Source organism: Sphaerobacter thermophilus DSM 20745 (assembly GCF_000024985.1).
Classification (GTDB): domain Bacteria; phylum Chloroflexota; class Chloroflexia; order Thermomicrobiales; family Thermomicrobiaceae; genus Sphaerobacter; species Sphaerobacter thermophilus.
The window spans coordinates 1,614,337-1,633,440 of the sequence record NC_013523.1 but is presented as its reverse complement, the minus strand read 5'-3'; the positions used below and the strand labels follow the sequence as shown (position 1 = coordinate 1,633,440).

The following is a 19,104-nucleotide window of genomic DNA, read 5'->3' as shown; positions in this document are numbered from 1 at the left end:
ATGGAAGCGAACAACGGGGGTTCCCGCTCATGCGGAAGTTTCTGACCAAGATCTTCGGTGACCCAAACGAGCGCGTGCTCAAGGAGCTCAGCGAGGTGGTCGCCGAGATCAACGAACTAGAACCGGAGTTTGAGCGTCTCAGTAACGAGCAACTGCGAGCCAAGACCGATGAGTTCCGCGAGCGGCTGAGCGCGGGCGAGACCCTGGACGACCTTCTGCCCGAGGCGTTCGCCGCGGTCCGTGAGGCGGCCAAGCGCACGCTGGGGCAGCGGCACTACGACGTCCAGCTCATGGCCGGCATCGTTCTCCACCAGGGCAAGATCGCCGAGATGAAGACCGGCGAGGGTAAGACGCTGGTCGCCACGCTCCCGTTGTACCTGAATGCGCTCACTGGCAAGGGTGTGCATCTGGTCACGCCGAACGACTACCTGTCCCGGGTGGGTGGCGGTTGGAACGGGCCGATCTATCACCTGCTCGGCGTGTCGGTCGGCGTGATCACGCACGAGGCCGCCGGCATCTATGACCCGGAATACACCGCGCCAAACCCCAGCCCGGACGACCGGCTCAACCACTGGCGGCCGGTGACGCGCCGTGAGGCATATCTGGCAGACATCACCTACGGGACGAACCACGAGTTCGGCTTCGACTACCTGCGGGACAACCTCGTCATCTCGGCCGACGACCAGGTGCAGCGGCCGCTCCACTACGCCATCGTGGATGAGGTGGACAACATCCTCATCGACGAGGCACGCACGCCGCTGATCATCTCCGGTCAGTCCCAGGACACGCCGGACCGCTACTACCAGTTTGCGAAGATCGTCCGGCAGCTCCGCGAGGGGGTCCACTACGAGGTCAACCTCAAGGACCGCACGGTGACCCTGACCGATGCCGGGATCGACAAGGTTGAGCGGCTGCTGGGCATCCCGGAGGGCCAGAGCCTCTACGACGACCGCTACTATGAGTACACCGCGTACCTGGAGCAGGCGCTGAAGGCGCAGGCGCTCTTCCAGCGCGACCGCGACTACATCGTCCGCGACGGCGAGGTCATCATCGTCGATGAGTTCACCGGCCGGATGATGCTCGGCCGCCGCTACAGCGAGGGTCTCCACCAGGCGATCGAGGCCAAGGAGGGTGTCCGTGTCCAGCGCGAGACGGTCACCCAGGCCACGATCACCTTCCAGAACTACTTCCGCATGTACGAGAAGCTGGCCGGTATGACCGGCACGGCGGCGACGGAGGCGGAAGAGTTCGCCACGATCTACAACCTCGATGTGGTGGTCATCCCGACCCACCGCCCGATGATCCGCATCGACTACCCGGATCAGGTGTACCGGACCGAGGAGGCCAAGTTCCGCGCGGTCGTGCGCGAGATCCAGGAGATGCACGCGATCGGCCGTCCGGTGTTGGTCGGTACGACCTCGATCGAGAAGAGCGAGCGCCTCTCGAACATGTTGAAGCGGGTGGGGATCAAGCACGAGGTCCTCAACGCCAAGCACCACGAGCGGGAGGCCGCGATTGTGGCGCAGGCCGGGCAGCGCGGCGCGGTGACGATCGCGACGAACATGGCCGGTCGCGGCACCGACATCATCCTCGGCCCGGGCGTGAAAGAGCTCGGCGGGCTGCACATCATCGGCACCGAGCGGCACGAGGCGCGCCGGATCGACAACCAGTTGCGCGGTCGTGCCGGACGCCAGGGCGACCCCGGATCCAGCCGCTTCTTCCTGTCGCTCGAGGATGACCTGCTGCGGCGGGTTGGCTCCGACCGGGTCACCGGGCTGATGGAGAAGCTCGGCATCGAAGACGACCTGCCGATCGAGCACCCGCTGATCACCAAGACCATTGAAAGCGCCCAGACCAAGGTCGAGGGGTACAACTTCGACCTGCGGAAGCACCTCGTCGAGTACGACGACGTAATGAACCGGCACCGCGAGGTGATCTACGCCCTACGTGGGCGGATCATCCGCGGTGAGAACCTCAAGGAGCAGGTGCTCGACATTATCGGTCGCCAGATCGAGTTGCTCGTCACCGCCCACTGGCCGGACGACCGCCACGCAGAGCCGGACTTCGAGGGGATCATCAGCGCGTTCCGTGGCATCGTCGGGCCGCACGTGGAGATCTCGGTCCGCGACCTGGAGGATCGCCCGCGGGACGAGGTCATCGAACTGCTGACGGAGAAGGCCGAGGACGAGTACGAGCTGCGCGAGAAGCAGAATGGCCCCGAGGTCCAGCGCACCATCGAGCGGCTGGTGATGCTCCAGGTGATCGACCGGCTCTGGGTCGAGCACCTGACGACGATGGACGACATGCGGCAGAGCATCGGCCTCCAGGCCTACGCGCAGCGCGATCCCCTGGTCGAGTACAAGACGCAGGGCTTCCGGATGTTCGAGGCGCTGCTGCAGAACATCGACTACGACGTGGCGCACCTTATCTTCCAGGCGCGCCTGCAACCCGCGCTGCTGCAGCCGGTCATGCAGCCGGGGGTCACAAACCAGCCGACCGAGGGCGGCCCGCAGCCGCGGCGCGCCAAGGAGAAGATCGGCCGCAACGATCCGTGCCCGTGCGGCAGCGGCAAGAAGTACAAGTACTGCTGTATGCAAAAGGCTCGAGGCCAGGTGGCTCCAGGGGTAGCGCGAGGGTAATGCAGTAGCGCGGGTCGTGCCCCTTTGGGAAGACCCGCACTTCTACCCCTAGGGCCTCGAGGGCAAGCCGCCGCTGCTCATAGGTGAGTGTGTCCACACGGCCGGCCACCTGGCGACACCAGGACTCGAGGTCTGCGAGCCGGTCCTGCGCCGTCTCCCAGCCCCGCCGCCGCTCGAGGATGTGTTCCCGCTGCTGCTTCAGTTGGGCGATCTGCGCACCAAGCGCTTCGATCTGCCGCACGAGCGGCGCGGCAGCCTCTGGGTCGCTGAAGAGGGCCAGGTGGCGCGTCAGGTTGTCCCGCTGCCGCTCAACGTCCTTCAGCGCACGCTCGACAATGTCGAGGTCTTGAGCGGTCGGGTCATCGGCCTGCAACCGCGCGAGCTCGCGCGCGATGATCTCCGGGTTCTTGAGCACCGTCACCACGCGCTCCCACACCGCGTTATCAATCACGTGCTGCTCTATCACCGTCTGTGGGCATGGCGGGTCCACCTTGTCGCGTGTCGCACAACGATAGCGGCGCCGGCCGCCGGCCGATGATGCCGCCATGACGTGGCCGCACAGGCCACAGCGGATGAAGCCGGCGCGCAGCAAGAAGGCTTCCGGCTCTCGGTTGTTGCGCGTGGCCTGCGCACGATTGGCCGCGAGTCGGGACTGAATCGCCGCGAACTCGTCCGGCGTGATGATCTGCGGATACACCCCGTCCGGCAGCGGGACTTCCCAGCCGTCTGGTACCTCGGTGCGGAGCCAGCGATCCCCCTTCCGGGTCGTCTTGTACTGGTAGGCGACGCCAACACCGGTATAGCGCTGCTGGGAGACGAGGTACTTGATTGTCGAGGTCTGCCACGTCTTCCCACTGGGGCTGGGGATGCCGTCGGCGTTCAGGCCGTTCTTGACCTGCCGGAGGGTTGCACCACCCAGCAGCTCCCGCACGATGCGGCGGAGAATGACGGCTTCCGACTCGTTGACGTGATACCGCCCCTCCTCCTCGTTCCAGACGAGGCCGTACGGGGCTTTCGGGCCGATGATCGGCTTGCCCTTCGCGGCGCGTGCCCGGCGGCCGCGTTGCGTGCGCTCGGCCAGGTCGCGCCACTCGCGTTTGGCCGCGTAGCCGCGCAGGAAGAACATGAGCACGTCGTCATCGTCCGAGAGGTCTAGATCGTCCGTAACGATGTGGAACTTCACCCCGAACTGGCGAGCTTCGGCTAGGCCGAGCATGTGGAAAACCGGGTCACGCGCGAAGCGGTCCACACTGTAGAACACAACCGCGTCAATCTCGCCGTTCCGGATCGCCTCGCGAAGCCGCGTCATCTGCGGCCGCTCCCAATAATCCACGCCGGTGTAGACCTCGCGGAAGACGTGGCGCTCTTCCACGACGTAGCCCAGCCGCTCGGCATGGGCGATGCACGCCGCGAGTTGCGTATCGAGCGAGTAGTTGTCCTCTTGCTGCTTGGACGAAACGCGCGGATAGACCGCCGCGCGCCGGGGCTGTCGGTTAGTCGTGAGACCGGTTACACTGGTCAACGCAGCACCTCCTGCTCAGGTGTCTGCCATCGCCTCGGCGGCCGGCACCGCGCGAGGCATCTTTCTTACTTAGCGCGCCGCCGGCGGCGTGCCTCTGGTCGCACCACCAGGTCGATTTCATCGCTACTCTCGAGGCCAAAGAGCGCGGCCATCGCCCGTAGCTGGGTCACTTGTGGCAGCGCGCCGCCCCGCTCCCATAGGCTCACGGTTGACACCGCCACGTCCAGCTTCACGGCAAGATCTTGCTGTGTCCACCCGCGCGCCTCACGGAGTTCGCGAATCGTCGGCATCGGATCTTCCTCCCACTGCCACACGTTCACCCCACACAGCGTAGCAGGTCCCGCGCCACATGTCACTATTGACATGTCACTAGGTACACATTACAATGCCGTCACCGGAGCGGTGATTAGGGGAAGGACGGAGTGATGGCGGGAACAACGCCGATGACGCAGGATACGGGGCTACTCCATGCATCCATGCTGCTCGACGCGCTGCTCGCGGCCGCCGGCATCGCCCCGGAGCGTGTGGCGTGAGTCGGGACGCCGCGCCCGTGGCCACGGTCGGTGAGGTCGTGGCGCACGCCCTCCTGCGGCTCGGCTGGTCGCTGTGCTGGTACGAGCGCGAGCCGGGCGCGCCGCCCTCGCTCCTGAACGAGACCGGCTTGCAGGCGTGCTACACCCCGCCCGGGGGCGACTGGGCCTACGCGGCGGCCTCGCGCGCGCTGCTCGACCAGCACTGGCAGGAGGTCGCAGACTACGTGTACCAGTGCGTGGCCGCGTCCTACGGCCCGGACCTGGCGCCCGGCCGGTTCTACTGCCTGCGGCTGCCGGACTAGCCCCCACAGCCCCCCATCCTCTCCCCCCGCAGCGGCCCGGCGTCGTGGGGTGACGCCGGGACGCCCCACATTGATGCATCTGCATCAATGCACCTGGGCAGGTGGAAAGTCTTGACCACCTGCCTCCCCCACGCGTGGGCGCACGGGCTGGAGCACGCGGCGGATCGCAGAGGCGGTGGGGGTGAGCCAACGAACCGTAGTGAACGACCTGAAATCAGGTGAGCAAGATTTCTCACCTTCCTCGAACGAAACCATCACCGGCCGGGACGGGAACTCGTGGGGGAGCTACGACGGATGGGCTGGAGCACGCGCCGGATCGCGAAGGCGGTGGGGGTGCATAAGGACACGGTGCGAAACGACCTCATGAGCATTGGCGAAATTTCGCCACCTGCCGCCACCATCACCGGCCGGGACGGTAAGCAGTACCCCGCCCGCCGCCCGGCCACGACTGAGCGCGCCGGCGCGCGCGGGCCGTACAACGCGCCAGGCGGCCCGATACGCCGCGATCTGAGCGCGCAAGGTAAACAGTCTCGTAGCCCCGCGATCGCCCGTCCTGGGGCCAAATAACGCGTGTCAAGTGGCGGCATCTGTCGCAATCAAAAAAGGGGAGCCCCGACGCGCGTACTGAATGTCCAATCGGCCAGGCCGCGGTCACTCGGGCAGCGGCCGCCGGCCGGGATTTGCGGATAACAACTCTTATCCGCACGACCTCCCCTTCCCCGCCCATCGCCGTCGTCGCAATCGGCCGCACTTTGGCCGCCTTCCTGCGCATGTCGGCACGAATGGCCGGGAACGCAGCCGAACCAGCCCGCGCCCGTCAGGCCGCATCGGCCGCCGGATTCGGCTGTTCACCGACTGGCAGCCCGAGGGCGGCCGCCTGGGCGATCACCTGCCGAGCGCCCGCCAGCACCGCCGGCCAGGCCGGGTCCGGTGCGAGCGTGCCCTCGGCCAGGCGCCGCGCCACGTCGTCGCAGACCGCCCGCAGCAGCCGGCAGCTCAGCGTCAGGGCCAGGTCCTGCTCTGCCGGTGCCAGCGCGTCGTACGGCCCGACATTGCCCTCAGCGGCCGCCAGGGCGGCGTCGATCGCGCGGTCGATCTGCACGTCGGTGTCACTCATGGTGCCCCTCCTTCGTCCTCAGCCAGGAAGCGGGTCATCTGCTCGATTCCCCGCGCGATGCGCTGGTAGACGTCGCGCCAGCCGACGCCCTCCGCGTCGCCCACGGCGTTGATCCGGATGAAGAGGCTCTCCCGCATCAGCGCGGGATCGCAGAAGACGGCCCAGATCGCCGCGGCCGCTTCCGGGTCGTTATCGACCTGGGCGAGCCAGGCCAGCGCGCGGTCAAGGTCCGCCTTGATCTCGACGCGGACTTTCTCACCGTCGTAAGCGGGCCGACGCCCCCGTCGGACGGGACGGTCCGGGCGCGGCGGTCGGATCCTAAGCCGGAAGTAGTGATAGTCCAGGAGCGCCCGACGCACCCGCTGTAGCGACCAGTACGGGTCCCGGGTCGCGGCCGGCTCAGGCGCTGCACTCACTTCTCCACCTCCTCGCGACACCACTGCCGAATCGCGCCGAAGAGCGCGCCCTCGCCCGGTTCAGCCTCCGACGCGGCCAGGTCCCGCGCGAGGCCCAGGTCCAGTGGGGCCTGCTCCGCCCACTCGGCATCGCCGGAACGCAAGGCCATCAGGGCCTCCCCGACGTCCAGGAGCGCCCCCACATCCACCGCGCGCCGGCGGCCGCCCGGGAGCAGCAGGATGTAGACGCCCGGCCGGTGCTCCAGCGCCGCCTCCAGCCGCTCAAGCCGACGACGCAGATCACGAGACACGGCGCCCCACGTCCTCGCCCTGAGCGGCCTCTTCCAGCTTGCGCAACCGCTCTTCGAGCTCGCCCGCCTGCAGCACGTCTACCAGCGCCCGCGCCACGCTGGCCGCGGCCATCGCCCGGCGCGGTTCCAGCGAGCCGCCTAGCACGTCCCTCAGCGCCTGTTCGAGCTGGTCGAAGACGGGCAGCAGGCGCGGCGGCACGAGGCGCCGCAGCCGCACGACCTTCGCCCGGTTGCGGCCGCCCCGCCGGCGCGCCTCGGTCCGCTCCGCTTGCAGCTCGGGGTCGTGCGCGAAGCAGTACGGCCGCCCGGGCAGTGCGCGGGCCGTGCAGCGCCCGCCGTCCCGGCGGGTTGCCGTGCATTGGTCGGATCTAGTAGCCATTGCTTCCTCCTGTGCTTCCGCCCGGTGACGCCGGGCGCCCCATGGCGGAGGCGCCCGGCACCGTGGGTTACGCCGGTCGCATCTCCACGACGGGCGCCGGCTGGTCCAGCTCGACCGGGCGCGGCGCGGCCGCGAAGTTGCTCCGGAGGGCGAACCGCCAGCCCGGATCGCCGACCCTCTCCTCGAAGTCGGCCAGCTCGCCGACGGCCTGGGCCATCTGCGGCCGGGTGGTGAGGTAGGCGTCCAGCACGGCGCGGTAGCCCCGTTCGGCGGCGATCAGGGCGGCCGCCTTCGCCAGGACCTCGTCGCCGGTGTCTTCCGCCCGGCGCAAGGTGCGTTGCAGCTCGTTCTGATCGGCCGCCCGCTCGGCAATCTGGATCGCGCCGCGGTAGCTATCCACCTGGCCGGGATCCGCCCCGAACGCCGCCCGCCGCAGACGCTGGCGCGCGGCTTGGATCGCCGCGTCGGCCTGGCGTCGCAGGGCGGCCATCGCCTCAGCGTGGGCCTCGTGCAGCTGCTTGAGTTGCCGCCGCTGCGCCTCCGGCGTCAGGTCCCGATCCCGGCGGATCTCGTTCGCCTTGGTCTGGTACGTGGCCCGCAGCTCCTTCGCCTGCTCCACCAACGTGTCGAGGTCCATGACTCACCCCTTTCGGTCGCTAGTCGTTGCCAACGCCCATCCGTAGCCCCGCTGCGTGGGGGCCCCCGGCGGCGCCCGCGTGGGCAGCCGGGCCAGCAGCCGCGCATGCACCTGGTCGACGTCGACCCCGTCCGGGGCGATCAGCTGAAGCCACGCCCGGCACGTCTCGGAACGCAGCCAGGCCGCCGCCTCAGCATCGCCCCGTGCGGCATCTTGGGCCGCCTGCCGGATCACGGCCGCCAGCAGCGCCCGCTCCGGCGACAGCGCGGCCACGCGGTGGATCGCGTCCAGCGCGCCCGGTCCCCGGCTCACGCCCCGCCCTCCTCTCGCGCATCCTCGCAGTGCGGGCAGCGCATCCAGTCGCCGCTCACGATCTCCGCGCGGGTCACGACGCGCGACTTGCCGCACGTCGGACAGGCCACCACCCAGCCGCGGCCGGTGCCGCGCTCCCCGTCCGGCCGCTTCGGGTCGTGTTCAGCGCGAATCACACAGACCACCGTCCTCACCTCCTCACCGTTGCGCCGCGTCGCGCTCGCCAGCGTCACCCTTGCGCCGCGCCCGCCGCCGCTCACGCCACACCACCCGCAGGCCATCCAGCATCACGAGGCTCCACCCTAAGAGAATATTCCCTTAGGGCGAGGCCCGTCTCTCTCCGTGTGGTGGGGGTGGTGGTGGTAGCGGGCGCCCACAATGCGGGGCGGCGGCCGGCGCGCGCGGACGCCTGCACGACGTACCCATGCGCGCGGAGCCAGTCCCACCCGGCCCGATACTCGTGCTCCGGCAGCCCGGTCAGCTCCACGCCGTAGCGGCGCGCGAACGCCACGCCGCCGGTGTCGCCTGCCATCTCGGCGGCCGCCACGGTGAGCCCGAAGGCGTGCCAGACGGCCGCCGCCGCGGCCGGTGCGTGCAGCAGGTGTGGCGGGGGAGCCGGTACCCAGACGACGCCAGCGTCGCGCAAGAGACGCAGCGACCACGCCGCCAACGCCGCCCCACGGAGCCAGCGCCAGCCCCGGCCGCGCTGCCCGGCGTAGACCATCGGCAGCGTCAGGTACTCCAGCCCCCGGCAGCGGTGCCAGGACCTGACCAGCACCGTGCCCGTCTCGGGATGCCGCCAGAGGGACGCGCTCGGATGCCGGTCGTCGCACCCGAGCGGGCAGCGGAACGCCCGGGACCGGTCGGGGTTGGCGTCGGGCGGGATCCCCAGCAGCGGGAGCACGCGCGGCAGGACGGCCGGGTCGCTCAGGAGGCGCGCGAGGGCCGCCCCCAGCCCCGTCACCGCGCCCGTCCCCGCTGCTGGCTCGGTGTCCCGCTCGCCTGCCGGCACGGTCAGGTTGTGTCGCGTCAGCGCCAGCAGCCACAGCGGCAGCGGCGGCAGCGCGTCGGGCATCCGCCCATCGGCCCACTGGTACCGGGTGCCGCTCGGGTGGATGGACGGCGGGGCGACGACGTACGCGCCGTCGCCCCGCAGCTCTAGCCCCGGCCCGAGTACGCGCGTGGGGACGGGCCGCCCGCCCGCCGCGTAATAGAGATGCAGCCCGTCCCCGGTCCGCACCGCGGGCGCGGGCGGCAGCGGCTCGTACTCGCGCTCCACGGCCGCGAGCGTGGCGTCTCCGCCATGGCGGCGGTCGACGTCCAGCACCACCAGGCGCCCGCCCCCGAGCGCGATACCGATGTTGGCGTCGGGCCACAGCGCCCACCACTCGCGCACCGCCCGCGCGTCGGTAGTCGCGTCGTGGTGCCCGCGCGAGCGCGCTAGCGGCACCTTCGCGCGCGGCGCCAGCGCGAAGACGGGCCAGCCCCGAGCCGCGTAGGCCAGGGCATGACGCACCATGCCGGTGGTGGGCAGGACAGCGGATGTGGTATCATCGTCGCGACGATCCCCCAGCAGACCGTCGCAGCGCGCGCGCCCCGGAGTCCCGGCCGGGGCGCCGGCGTGTCTAGGCATCGCCCCGGCCCTCCCCTCCGCGCTCGGACTCGGGCTCCGGCGCGAGCAGCACGCGCCACAGCTCCCGCCACGCAGCGAGCTGGGCCGGGGTCAGCATGTGGGCGGGGCGGATCGTGACGGTGATGGCCTCGTCGCGCATCTGGCGACGGGCCGCGCGAGAGGCGTAGGCGGCGCGCTGCTTGCGCGCGCGGAGCTCGTCGGGGGGCAGGGACTCTAGCGCAGCGCGGGCAGCCGACAGTCGATCGGACATGGCAGACCTCCACCATGCCCGACCGCCGTCAACCGCCCGCGGGAACCTGGCAGTATCCGGTTACGGTCGGTGCGCTTGCGGCCCCCTCACGGCAGTAGCATCGGCCCGCGCGTATCTCCGGTTGGGACCGCGCACACACTACGTTATGGGTCATTATAGCACGCACACTGTGTACGTGCAAGACGCATGTTCTAGTCCGCAGCGGCCAGGTCGCGGTCCGTCCATCGCAGCACGAGCGTATTGTGTCCAACACGACAAGAACTGCCACGGCGCACCGGAAGCCGTCCGTCGCGCCGCCGCGGCTCGCGGGTAGTACCGGCGAACGGGATAATCGGGCAATCGCGGCGGGGTAAGCCCCGCCGCGATTTGTCTTCGTTCCGGGAGTTCCCTTCTCAGCGTCCGGGGCATCAAGCCCCTCTCTCGCCGAACGTCGTGCCCTGCGCATTCGGCACAGGTGCCGAGCGACAGGTGCGAAACGCTCAGCGCAGTCCTCAGCGCGTTGGGGAACGACGATCCCCCGAGACCTATACGTCGCCGCACTCAGGACAGCTATCGGGTGGAGCCTGGGCGCCGCGTGCGTCGCCGCTCGGTGGTGGACCGGATTAGCGAGTTGCACTACTATGAAATCATCGAGAGGTGACCGACACGGATCGCGGGAGGAACGCGGATGCTTGGGCCGACGTTGACGGTCAATGCTGTATTCGACCGGGCGGCGCGACTGTTTCCGAAACAGGAGATCGTCGAACGCCTTGACGACGGGAGTATCCGCCAGAGCACGTATCGCGAGACGCTGGGGCGCGCTGCGCAACTGGCCGAGAGGCTACGTCGTGCCGGGTTGCAACCCGGGGATCGAGTTGCCACGCTCCTGTGGAATCGCACGGCTCACCTTGAGGCTTATTACGCCATCCCGGCGGTCGGCGGGGTTATCCATACCCTGAATCTGCGGCTGAACCCACCGGATCTGGCACATGTCGTCAACCATGCCGAGGACCGGTTCCTGATCGTGGACGCGTCGCTTCTCCCCGTGTTCGAGGCCTTCCGCGACGAGGTGCGGCTGGAGCGTGTGTTCGTCGTCGGGGAGCCGCCCAACGGCGCGGGGTACGAGCGATACGACGATCTGCTGACCGTCGGGAGCGCCGACGTGGGCAGGGAACGGATGGCTCCCGATACGCCGGCGTTCCTCTGCTATACGTCGGGCACGACGGGTCGGCCGAAGGGGGTGCTCTGGACGCACGGCCAACTGGCGATGGCGTCGCTGGCGCTGACCTCGACCATTTCGTTCGCCATCAGCCGTGACGATTGCATCCTGATGTCGGTGCCGATGTTCCACGTCGCCGGCTGGGCGTTGCCGTACGCGGCGCTGCTGGTCGGCGCGCGCGTCGTGATGCCCGGTCCACGACCTCACGCCCGGGACATGCTCGACCTGATGTCCGGCGAGCAAGCAACCTTCGCGGCCGGTGTCCCGACGGTGTGGCACGACATCGCGAACCTGATGGAGGCCAATCCGGGGCTATGGTCCCTGTCGCCGCGGCTGCGTGCGGTCCTCGGTGGCAGCGCGGCTCCCGAGGCACTTCTGCGCCGCCTGGAGCGGCTGGGCATGACGGCCATCCACGGGTGGGGTATGACCGAGGTGCTGCTTGGATTCCAGGCACATGTCAAGCTCGATCAGTTCCCGCCCGAGGAGCGCTACACCTGGCTGGCCAAACAGGGGCTGCCCGCTCCCTTTGTCGAAGCCCGCGTTGTCGGTGACGATGGTCGCGAGGCGCCGTGGGACGGGAAGAGCGTCGGCGAGCTACAAGTCCGTGGTCCCTGGATCGCGACGAGCTACTACCTGGGTGAGAGTGCTGAGTCGTTCCACGACGGCTGGCTGGCAACGGGCGATGTGGCGGTCATCGACGAAGAGGGCTACATCAAGATCGTGGACCGGGCCAAGGACCTGATCAAGTCGGGCGGCGAATGGATCAGCTCGCTCGAGCTCGAGGCCGCATTGGTCGAGCACCCCGCCGTGGAGGAGGCGGCGGTGATCGGCGTCCCGCATGAGCGGTGGCAGGAGCGACCGATCGCGCTGGTGGTCGTACGACAGGGGCAGCAGGCGACGGCCGAGGAGCTACGTGCATTCCTGGCGGAGCGATTCGTCAAGTGGTGGCTGCCGGACAAGATCCTCTTTGTAGATGAGCTCGCCAAGACATCGACCGGGAAGCTCGCGAAGGCGGAGCTCCGCGCACGTTACCGGGATCAGGTGTGGGAGGAGGACGCGTGATTCGCCGAGTCGGGATCGTCGGTGCCGGATCGATGGGTGGTGCGATCGCCGGGCTGGTCGCGTCGGCCGGCCTGGAAGTCGTGCTCCTCGATGTCCGTGGCGACGACGAGCCGAATGCGCCCGCGCAGCGTGGACTGGAACGCGCCGTGTCCAACCGGGCGTTCCTGGACCCAGACGCCGTGGGGCGCGTGACGGTGGGGAACACCGACGAGCACCTATCACTGCTGGCTGACTGCGACTGGATCCTGGAGGCCATTGTCGAGGATCGCGAGACGAAGCGGGCGTTCTTCCGGTCCCTCATCGACGTTGTCGGTTCGGACACGCTCATCACCACGAATACGTCCACCTTCGCCCTGGCGTCGCTCTTCCCTGAGGAGGCGGCCTCCTGGCGCGAGCGTTTCTTCGCCACACACTTCTTCAACCCGCCGCGCGCGCTGTTGCTGACTGAGGTGGCGTGTCTACCGGAGGCTGACCGAGCACGCTTCGACTGGTTTGTTCGCTTCCTGGAGCGCCGGCTCGGCCGCCGGGCTCTGGTGGTGCGCGACAGTCCGGGCTTCGTGGCTAACCGGTTCGGTATCTACTCACTGGCACTCGCCATCCGCCTGACCGGCGAGATCGGTCTGACGGTGGAGGAGGTCGATGCCCTCACCGGACCGTTGCTCGGTCGTCCGCGCTCCGCGACGTTCCGCACGATCGACCTGACGGGTCTGGACATCCTGGTGCTGGGCACTGGGAGCTTGCACGAGTCGACCGGCGACGACTACTCACTGCCGCCCTGGGTCAGGCGGCTGTTCGACGAAGGGCACCTTGGGGACAAGACGGGCGGCGGTTTCTTCCGCCGTGACGGTGATCGTCAGCTCTCGCTCGACGTTGAGACCGGCACGTATCGGCCGTACCGGGAGCCGGAGATCCCAGGGCTGGCGGAGGTGCATAGTCAGCCTTTCCCCGAGCGGTTGCGGGCCGCGATCCGGCTGCCTGACCCGTACGGCGCCTACGTCCGTGCCCTTCTGGGCGGAACCTACCGCTACGTCCTCGAAAAGACGCCAGACGTCGCGGTGGATCTGCCGGCAGTCGATCGCGCCCTGGAGTGGGGCTTCGGCTGGGCGGCCGGTCCGTATCGTCAGATGAGCGCGCTTGGCCCTGATCTGGTTGCCGAACTCATCGCGAGCGCGGACCACGGTGAGCCTGGGCTGCTCACGCGGGCGCGGAAGCACGGTGGCTTCTACCCAGAGGGCGGTGTCTTGGAGATCGCGAGAGATGACGTGATCCCGCTCGATGCCGTCTCGACGGCTGGTCGCGATCGGCAGGCGCGTGTCTGGGCAGAGCTAGAGCGGCGCGGGGTCTACGATCTGGGCGACGGTGTGGTCGCCGTGCGTGTGTCGGCTATCGACCAGCTCCAGGAGCTGATCAACTCGGCAACCCGCGCGACGTGGCCGCAGGCGCTCGCCCTCGTCCCACGTTTGGAGGGCCTGGGATATCCGTACGGCCGAATGCTGGAGCTTGCCGAGGCGGGCGACTGGCAAGGGGTTGAGGACGTCATCGCTGGGGTGCGACGCGGGATTCTGGCGCTCGCTGAGTCGGGAATTCCGTTCGTCGTCGTACTCGATGGACAGGTGCGTGGTGCCGCGACCACTTGTGCGCTGTGGGCGGATCGGACGGTCGCCTACGTCACGAGCGTCCTCGGCTTCCCCGAGCTGGCGGGCGGGGTGCCGCCACTCGGCAGCGTGACCGGTCTGCTGGTACGCGGGGTCACCATTCCTGGGAGCCCGGCGGTGGGAGGTGCCACAACCGGGGAGGATCGGCCTACGTCGGAGCCTGTCGGGCTTCAGTGGTTCAGCCCGGCGCAAGCTGTGTCGATCCCGTCGGCCGCCCGGGCGCAGCGGTTGGGCGTACTCTCTCCCGGTGATGTAGTGAGCCTGGACCGCGACGGCCTGCTGGAGACGGCCCGCGCGGTGGGTGCAACGCTGGCAAGCAGCGTTCGGGCGCGGCCGGTGAAGCTCCTGGCGCTGGGAGAAGGTGGACAGACCAGCCTCCGCACACTGGTGACTGAAATCACTGCTCAGGCCAACCTCCCACCTGCAACCCGGGAGGTCTGGGAACAGGCTGTCGCGCACCTCGCGGGTGGAGTTTCAATCGCGGAGGCGCTGGCGCATGAGGGGGAGGCGTGGACACGCGCGCTCCGCGACGGCGAGGTGCCGGCGCGACTGCAAACGGTGGTGCGCGAGGCCACGGCACGGCGACGGTAGAACCGGCTCAAGGAGCGGGAGCGAAGGATGGAGACGATCCTGACGGAGCGAACGGGACACGTCCTCGTCATTCGACTGAACCGGCCCGAGAAGCTGAACGCGATCAACCCGCAGATGATGCGCGAGATCGCCGGCGCACTGGAGGACGCACGCGCCGACGACGAGGTGCGTGTCGTCGTACTGGCCGGAAGCGAGCGCGCGTTCTCTGTCGGCGCCGACGTCGATGTCTTCGCGAGCGTGACAACCCGGGATCTGACCGGGGCAAGTTCCGATCGCCCGCAGTGGGCGACGATCTGGGGCTTCGATAAGCCGATGATCGCCGCCGTGTCGGGCTACGTTTTCGGAGGCGGCTTCGAGCTCGCGCTCGCGTGCGACCTCATCGTGGCATCGGAGACGGCACGCTTCGCAAGCCCCGAGGTTCGCCTCGGGCTGATCCCCGGCGCTGGCGGGACCCAGCACCTGGCCCGACGCTTGAGCAAGCCGCTGGCGATGGAGATGGTCTTGACCGGCCGAGAGGTCTCGGCTGAGGAAGCGCTGCGCCTGGGGCTGGTGAACCGTGTCGTGCCGGCGGACCGGTACTTCGACGAAGCGATGGCCCTCGCGAATGAGATCGCGAGCTACTCGCCCGCCGCGACGAAGGCTGCCAAGGCAGCGATCCGGCTCGGGCGGGAAATGCCGTGGGATGCCGGAGTGGCCTTCGAGCGCGAGCACTTCCTGCGCGTCTTTGAGACGGAAGAGGCGCAGGGCGCGATCCGGGCATTCCTCGAGCGGCGCCAGCGTCGATCATCCTGAGGACTGGTTGTCAGACCCGTGCTGGTGCAGTGCTTCGGGCGCCGCACTGCTCCCGTTTTCTGACACGAGAGTCGGGGAATTGGTAGCAGTGAGAGGGGGGGATTGGACTGTGAATCGGATCACTCGTCGCCAGTTCATCGCCGGATTGTCCGGTCTCACGTTGGGTGGGCTGTTGACGGCGTGTGGCGGAGGCGAGGAGACGACACCCAGCCCGACCACGGCTGCCGCAGCAAGTGCCAGCCCGACCACGGCTGCCGCAGCAAGTGCCAGCCCGACAGCAGCTACCGGGTCGCCCACTCCGGCGACGCCCTCGAGCTCGGAACCGGTGCGGGTTGGTGCCGTCCTTATCCTGACGGGTGACTTCGCCTCGCTTGGGCGGAGCTTGACCGAGGGGATGGAGTTCGCCCTGGACGAAATCGGTGGCGAGGCCGGCGGCCGACCCATCGAGATCATCACCGCGGATTCTAGCGGGAACCCCGAGCAGGCGATCAATAAGGTTCGCGAGCTGCTGCAGCGGGAGAACGTTCACATTATCACTGGCGTGACCCTCAGCAACGAGGCCGCGGCGGTCCGCGACATCATTGTCGAGAGCGAAACGCCCTGGGTGATCTCCAACGCGGCGCTCTCCACGTTGACCCGCGATCCGGCACTGCGGAGCCCGTACATCTTCCGTGTCTCCTACGCCAACGGACAGTACGACGCACCGCTGGCACCGTGGGCATACGAGAACCTGGGATACCGGCGGATCGTGTTGACGACGCTCGACTACGCGGCAGGCCAGGAGCGGTTGGAGGTCTTCCGACGCCACTTCGAGGAAGCCGGCGGCACCGTGGTGGACGAGGTGCTCGCGCCGCTGCACACGCAAGACTACGGACCGTACCTGCAGCGGATCCTGCAAGCCGACGCCGATGCCGTCTGGGCTTGGTACGGCAGCGCCGACGCGGTGCGCTTTGTGACCCAGTACGCCGAGTTCGGGGTGCGGGATGCCTTCCCGCTCTTCGGCGGCGGTGAGCTCACCGACGAGGCGTACCTCGATCAGATCGGCGATGCCGCGCTGGACATCGTCACGTCCAACAACTACGCACCGCTCTACGACTCGCCCGAGAACAAGGCGTTCGTCGAGCAGTTCCGGGAGCGCTACGGGCATCTGCCGGGGCAGCTCGAGTACCAGGGCTACCTCGCGATCCGCGTCATCGCCGAGGCGCTCGATGCCACGGGTGGGGCGATCGAGGACAAGCCGGCCTTCCTCGAGGCGCTGCGCAACGTCCAGTTCACTGGACCTATGGGCGAGTTCCGCTTCCACCCCGAGACGCAGCATGTGATCATGAAAGTGGTTATCCGACGGGTGGAGCGGCTTGAGGACGGCAGCCTCGGCAATGTCGTGATCGGCGAGGTCCCGGACGTCGACGACCTTTCGTACTAGACCCGAGTGGGCCTGTCCCGCCGGGGCAGCCTGCGGTTGCCAAACCGCCAGGGATGGCAGGGGCGGCAGGCGTCGGGGCGGTCGGCGCGGTGGCATCGAGGAGCGCATGTTACTGGCGTCGGTCGTGCGGGAACACGCACCTGCCGTCCCTGTCTCCTTGACAATTCTGGCGCGCCGGAGTATTCTCCCGGCCGACAAGTGAATACCACCTACGCTCATCCAGAGTGGTGGAGGGACCGGCCCTGCGAAGCCCGGCAACCAGCGCGCTCGGCGCGCCAGGTGCCAATGCCGGCGGACGAGATGTCCGCACGATGAGCGTAGAAGTCCTGCTACCCCTCCACCGTTGTGTGGGGTTTTTTGTACCCCACGACAAGATGTGTCCGCGTTGTGGTGATACTCCAGCGCCGCGTCCGCGCAGGCTGGCGTATTGCCTCGTGTCCTAAGGAGGAGGTAGGGGAATCGTGGTCGCCTCGATCAGCGCTCCGCACTCCCCAGCGCCGCCCTAATCCCGATCGGCCGCGCTCCACGTCGGCCGACAACGGTCGTTCCCGCTGACCGAACCGAATATCGCACCGAGCTTCGCGGAGGCGTCACGCGGCCGTGCAGGGCCGTGCTGTGCCGCGAACGGGTCTGGTGTGCGTTTGAGGGAGGAGACCGCTATCGGTGATCGAAATCGAGAACCTACGGAAAGAGTATCGCCAGCGGGACCGGACGGTGGTCGCGCTGGACGGCGTTAGCCTGACGGTCCGACCCGGCGAGATCTTCGGCGTCGTCGGGCAGAGCGGCGCGGGAAAGAGCACGCTGATCCGCTGCGTCAACCTCCTGGAGCGACCGACCTCCGGGGTGGTCCGGGTCAACGGTCAGGACATGACCCGGTTGCGGGGCGCTGAGTTGCGCCGTGCGCGCCAGCGCATTGGCATGATCTTCCAGCACTTCAACCTGCTCAGCTCGCGGACGGTCGCCGAGAACGTCGCGCTGCCGCTCGAAGTCATGGGCTATCCCCGCCGCGAGCGGCAACGGCGTGTGGCGGAACTGCTCGCCCTGGTGGGGCTGGAGGACCGGGCAGATGCCTACCCAGCCCAACTCTCCGGCGGCCAGAAGCAGCGGGTCGGCATCGCGCGGGCGCTTGCGGCTGAGCCGGCGGTGCTCCTCTCCGATGAGGCGACGTCGGCGCTCGACCCCGAGACGACTCAGTCGATCCTGGCACTGCTGCGTGACCTGAACCAGCGGCTCGGCTTGACGATCCTCCTCATCACCCACGAGATGGGGGTCGTCAAGGAGATCTGCCACCGCGTGGCCGTCCTCGAGGCCGGTCGGATCGTCGAGTCCGGCACTGTGGCGGAACTTGCGAGCCGACCGGGATCGCACCTGGCGACGACGCTCTTCCCACGCCCGGCGCTCAACGGCAATCGGCCCGATGGTCTGCTCGCGACGTTGACGTTCGTCGGGGCTGCCGCCGATGCGCCGGTGATGACGACGCTCGTCCGGCAGTTCTCGGTCGACGTGAACGTGCTGAGTGGCAGCATTGAGCTGGTGCAGGGCGAACGGATCGGTCAACTCCAGGTCGCGCTGAGTGGGGACCGGATCGACGAAGCCCTGGAATGGCTCCGCGGCCAGGGCCTGGGCGTGGAGGTGCACTAATGGGCTGGTTCGATCTGTGGCCGTCGCTCCGGGAAGCGCTGTTCGCCACGCTCTACATGGTCAGCGTATCGGCCGTGATTGCGGTGCTCGGCGGGCTCCCGATCGGAGTGCTGCTGATCGCTACGGATCGCGGTGGCCTCTTCCCGGCGCCCCTGGTCAACCGTGTGCTCAGCGGCATCGTCAACCTGGGGCGCTCAATCCCCTTCATCATCCTGATGGTCGCGCTGATCCCGGTCACGCGGGCCATCGTCAAGACGTCGCTCGGCAGTACCGCCGCGATCGTGCCGCTCTCCATCGCCGCGATCCCCTTCTACGCGCGGGTGGCAGAGACCGCACTGCGCGAGGTGGACCGGGGGCTGATCGAGATGGCGCAGGCGGTGGGCTGCAACTCCTGGCAAGTCGTGGCCAAAGTGCTAATCCCCGAGGCGCTACCCGGGTTGGTCCGCGGGCTGACGATAACACTCATCGGCTTGATCGGTCACTCGGCCATGGCCGGTGCGATCGGCGGCGGCGGCTTGGGTGACCTGGCGATCCGCTATGGCTACCAACGCTTCGAGACCGACGTGATGGTGGCCACGGTCGTCACGCTGATCATCCTGGTGCAGGTGGTCCAGGGGGTCGGAGACCGAATCGCAGCGCGGCTCCAGCACCGCTGAGGAGGCGGACGCCGGGTGCTCGTGCGGGACTCGGCGCACGGTGGAAGTCAAGAACT

The 19,104-nt window shown here is 68.5% G+C and carries 18 protein-coding genes, 1 pseudogene and 1 riboswitch; of the genes and pseudogenes, 8 read left to right on the top strand and 11 right to left on the bottom strand.

Features of this window, described 5'->3' with window-relative positions; genetic code table 11:
- The first annotated feature begins 29 nt into the window (after positions 1 to 29).
- The gene (secA, locus tag STHE_RS19425) at positions 30 to 2,639 is read left to right on the top strand and encodes a preprotein translocase subunit SecA (RefSeq protein ID WP_012871971.1); all 2,610 of its coding nucleotides are present in this window, start codon (positions 30 to 32) and stop codon (positions 2,637 to 2,639) included.
- Positions 2,640 to 3,072: 433 nt separating this feature from the next.
- Here secA and STHE_RS19415 read toward each other — a convergent pair.
- Positions 3,073 to 4,161 (bottom strand): annotated as a pseudogene (locus tag STHE_RS19415) (recombinase family protein); the annotation flags it as partial.
- A 65-nt stretch (positions 4,162 to 4,226) separates the two neighbouring features.
- On the bottom strand, positions 4,227 to 4,451 hold the full coding sequence (locus STHE_RS07505) for a helix-turn-helix domain-containing protein (protein ID WP_012871969.1): 225 nt from the start codon (positions 4,449 to 4,451) through the stop codon (positions 4,227 to 4,229).
- Positions 4,452 to 4,690: 239 nt separating this feature from the next.
- On the opposite strand from STHE_RS07505, the gene STHE_RS07500 reads away from it, so the two are divergent.
- Complete coding sequence (locus tag STHE_RS07500) at positions 4,691 to 4,996, top strand: hypothetical protein (RefSeq protein WP_012871967.1); 306 nt, start codon at positions 4,691 to 4,693, stop codon at positions 4,994 to 4,996.
- A gap of 817 nt (positions 4,997 to 5,813) precedes the next feature.
- On the opposite strand, the gene STHE_RS07490 is transcribed toward STHE_RS07500, so the two are convergent.
- The 9 genes from STHE_RS07490 to STHE_RS07450 all read right to left on the bottom strand — a co-directional run bounded on the left by STHE_RS07490 (position 5,814) and on the right by STHE_RS07450 (position 10,030).
- A complete protein-coding gene (locus STHE_RS07490) occupies positions 5,814 to 6,113 on the bottom strand; it encodes a hypothetical protein (RefSeq protein WP_012871965.1) in 300 nt (99 codons plus the stop codon).
- Positions 6,110 to 6,529, bottom strand: coding sequence for a hypothetical protein (locus tag STHE_RS07485; protein ID WP_012871964.1), 420 nt, complete (start codon positions 6,527 to 6,529; stop codon positions 6,110 to 6,112). Before STHE_RS07485 ends, STHE_RS07490 begins: the two co-directional genes overlap by 4 nt.
- Positions 6,526 to 6,819 (bottom strand): hypothetical protein, encoded by a 294-nt coding sequence (locus STHE_RS07480; RefSeq protein WP_012871963.1) that lies wholly within the window; start codon positions 6,817 to 6,819, stop codon positions 6,526 to 6,528. The genes STHE_RS07485 and STHE_RS07480 overlap by 4 nt, the downstream gene beginning before the upstream one ends.
- Positions 6,809 to 7,198 (bottom strand): hypothetical protein, encoded by a 390-nt coding sequence (locus STHE_RS07475; protein ID WP_012871962.1) that lies wholly within the window; start codon positions 7,196 to 7,198, stop codon positions 6,809 to 6,811. Before STHE_RS07475 ends, STHE_RS07480 begins: the two co-directional genes overlap by 11 nt.
- A 67-nt stretch (positions 7,199 to 7,265) precedes the next feature.
- A complete protein-coding gene (locus STHE_RS07470) occupies positions 7,266 to 7,835 on the bottom strand; it encodes a hypothetical protein (RefSeq protein WP_012871961.1) in 570 nt (189 codons plus the stop codon).
- A gap of 3 nt (positions 7,836 to 7,838) precedes the next feature.
- Positions 7,839 to 8,147 (bottom strand): hypothetical protein, encoded by a 309-nt coding sequence (locus tag STHE_RS07465; RefSeq protein WP_012871960.1) that lies wholly within the window; start codon positions 8,145 to 8,147, stop codon positions 7,839 to 7,841.
- Positions 8,144 to 8,332 carry a hypothetical protein gene (locus tag STHE_RS07460; protein ID WP_148219930.1) on the bottom strand — a complete coding sequence of 63 codons (189 nt, stop codon included), beginning with the start codon at positions 8,330 to 8,332 and terminating at the stop codon, positions 8,144 to 8,146. Before STHE_RS07460 ends, STHE_RS07465 begins: the two co-directional genes overlap by 4 nt.
- Before the next feature lie 71 nt (positions 8,333 to 8,403).
- On the bottom strand, positions 8,404 to 9,780 hold the full coding sequence (locus tag STHE_RS17890; protein ID WP_012871958.1) for a bifunctional DNA primase/polymerase: 1,377 nt from the start codon (positions 9,778 to 9,780) through the stop codon (positions 8,404 to 8,406).
- Positions 9,773 to 10,030, bottom strand: a complete 258-nt coding sequence (locus STHE_RS07450; protein ID WP_012871957.1) for a hypothetical protein — start codon at positions 10,028 to 10,030, stop codon at positions 9,773 to 9,775. The genes STHE_RS17890 and STHE_RS07450 overlap by 8 nt, the downstream gene beginning before the upstream one ends.
- Positions 10,031 to 10,697: 667 nt before the next feature.
- Between STHE_RS07450 and STHE_RS07445 the strand changes: the two genes are divergently transcribed.
- The 6 genes from STHE_RS07445 to STHE_RS19200 all read left to right on the top strand — a co-directional run bounded on the left by STHE_RS07445 (position 10,698) and on the right by STHE_RS19200 (position 19,048).
- Complete coding sequence (locus STHE_RS07445; protein ID WP_012871956.1) at positions 10,698 to 12,290, top strand: long-chain fatty acid--CoA ligase; 1,593 nt, start codon at positions 10,698 to 10,700, stop codon at positions 12,288 to 12,290.
- Positions 12,287 to 14,536, top strand: a complete 2,250-nt coding sequence (locus STHE_RS07440; protein WP_012871955.1) for a 3-hydroxyacyl-CoA dehydrogenase family protein — start codon at positions 12,287 to 12,289, stop codon at positions 14,534 to 14,536. The genes STHE_RS07445 and STHE_RS07440 overlap by 4 nt, the downstream gene beginning before the upstream one ends.
- 27 nt (positions 14,537 to 14,563) lie before the next feature.
- On the top strand, positions 14,564 to 15,328 hold the full coding sequence (locus tag STHE_RS07435) for an enoyl-CoA hydratase/isomerase family protein (RefSeq protein WP_012871954.1): 765 nt from the start codon (positions 14,564 to 14,566) through the stop codon (positions 15,326 to 15,328).
- Positions 15,329 to 15,653: 325 nt separating this feature from the next.
- On the top strand, positions 15,654 to 16,751 hold the full coding sequence (locus STHE_RS07430) for an ABC transporter substrate-binding protein (RefSeq protein ID WP_245534851.1): 1,098 nt from the start codon (positions 15,654 to 15,656) through the stop codon (positions 16,749 to 16,751).
- Between the two features lie 212 nt (positions 16,752 to 16,963).
- Positions 16,964 to 17,069, top strand: a riboswitch (SAM riboswitch).
- A gap of 345 nt (positions 17,070 to 17,414) precedes the next feature.
- Positions 17,415 to 18,392 (top strand): methionine ABC transporter ATP-binding protein, encoded by a 978-nt coding sequence (locus tag STHE_RS07425; RefSeq protein WP_012871951.1) that lies wholly within the window; start codon positions 17,415 to 17,417, stop codon positions 18,390 to 18,392.
- Positions 18,392 to 19,048, top strand: a complete 657-nt coding sequence (locus STHE_RS19200) for a methionine ABC transporter permease (RefSeq protein WP_012871950.1) — start codon at positions 18,392 to 18,394, stop codon at positions 19,046 to 19,048. The genes STHE_RS07425 and STHE_RS19200 overlap by 1 nt, the downstream gene beginning before the upstream one ends.
- Positions 19,049 to 19,104 lie beyond the last annotated feature (56 nt).

Bases quoted from the DNA above. Each gene is read 5' to 3' on its own strand.
- secA (WP_012871971.1), top strand. From the start codon at position 30: ATGCGGAAGTTTCTGACCAAGATCTTCGGTGACCCAAACGAGCGCGTG.
- STHE_RS07505 (WP_012871969.1), bottom strand. From the start codon at position 4,451: ATGCCGACGATTCGCGAACTCCGTGAGGCGCGCGGGTGGACACAGCAA.
- STHE_RS07490 (WP_012871965.1), bottom strand. From the start codon at position 6,113: ATGAGTGACACCGACGTGCAGATCGACCGCGCGATCGACGCCGCCCTG.
- STHE_RS07475 (WP_012871962.1), bottom strand. From the start codon at position 7,198: ATGGCTACTAGATCCGACCAATGCACGGCAACCCGCCGGGACGGCGGG.
- STHE_RS07470 (WP_012871961.1), bottom strand. From the start codon at position 7,835: ATGGACCTCGACACGTTGGTGGAGCAGGCGAAGGAGCTGCGGGCCACG.
- STHE_RS17890 (WP_012871958.1), bottom strand. From the start codon at position 9,780: ATGCCTAGACACGCCGGCGCCCCGGCCGGGACTCCGGGGCGCGCGCGC.
- STHE_RS07450 (WP_012871957.1), bottom strand. From the start codon at position 10,030: ATGTCCGATCGACTGTCGGCTGCCCGCGCTGCGCTAGAGTCCCTGCCC.
- STHE_RS07445 (WP_012871956.1), top strand. From the start codon at position 10,698: ATGCTTGGGCCGACGTTGACGGTCAATGCTGTATTCGACCGGGCGGCG.
- STHE_RS07435 (WP_012871954.1), top strand. From the start codon at position 14,564: ATGGAGACGATCCTGACGGAGCGAACGGGACACGTCCTCGTCATTCGA.
- STHE_RS19200 (WP_012871950.1), top strand. From the start codon at position 18,392: ATGGGCTGGTTCGATCTGTGGCCGTCGCTCCGGGAAGCGCTGTTCGCC.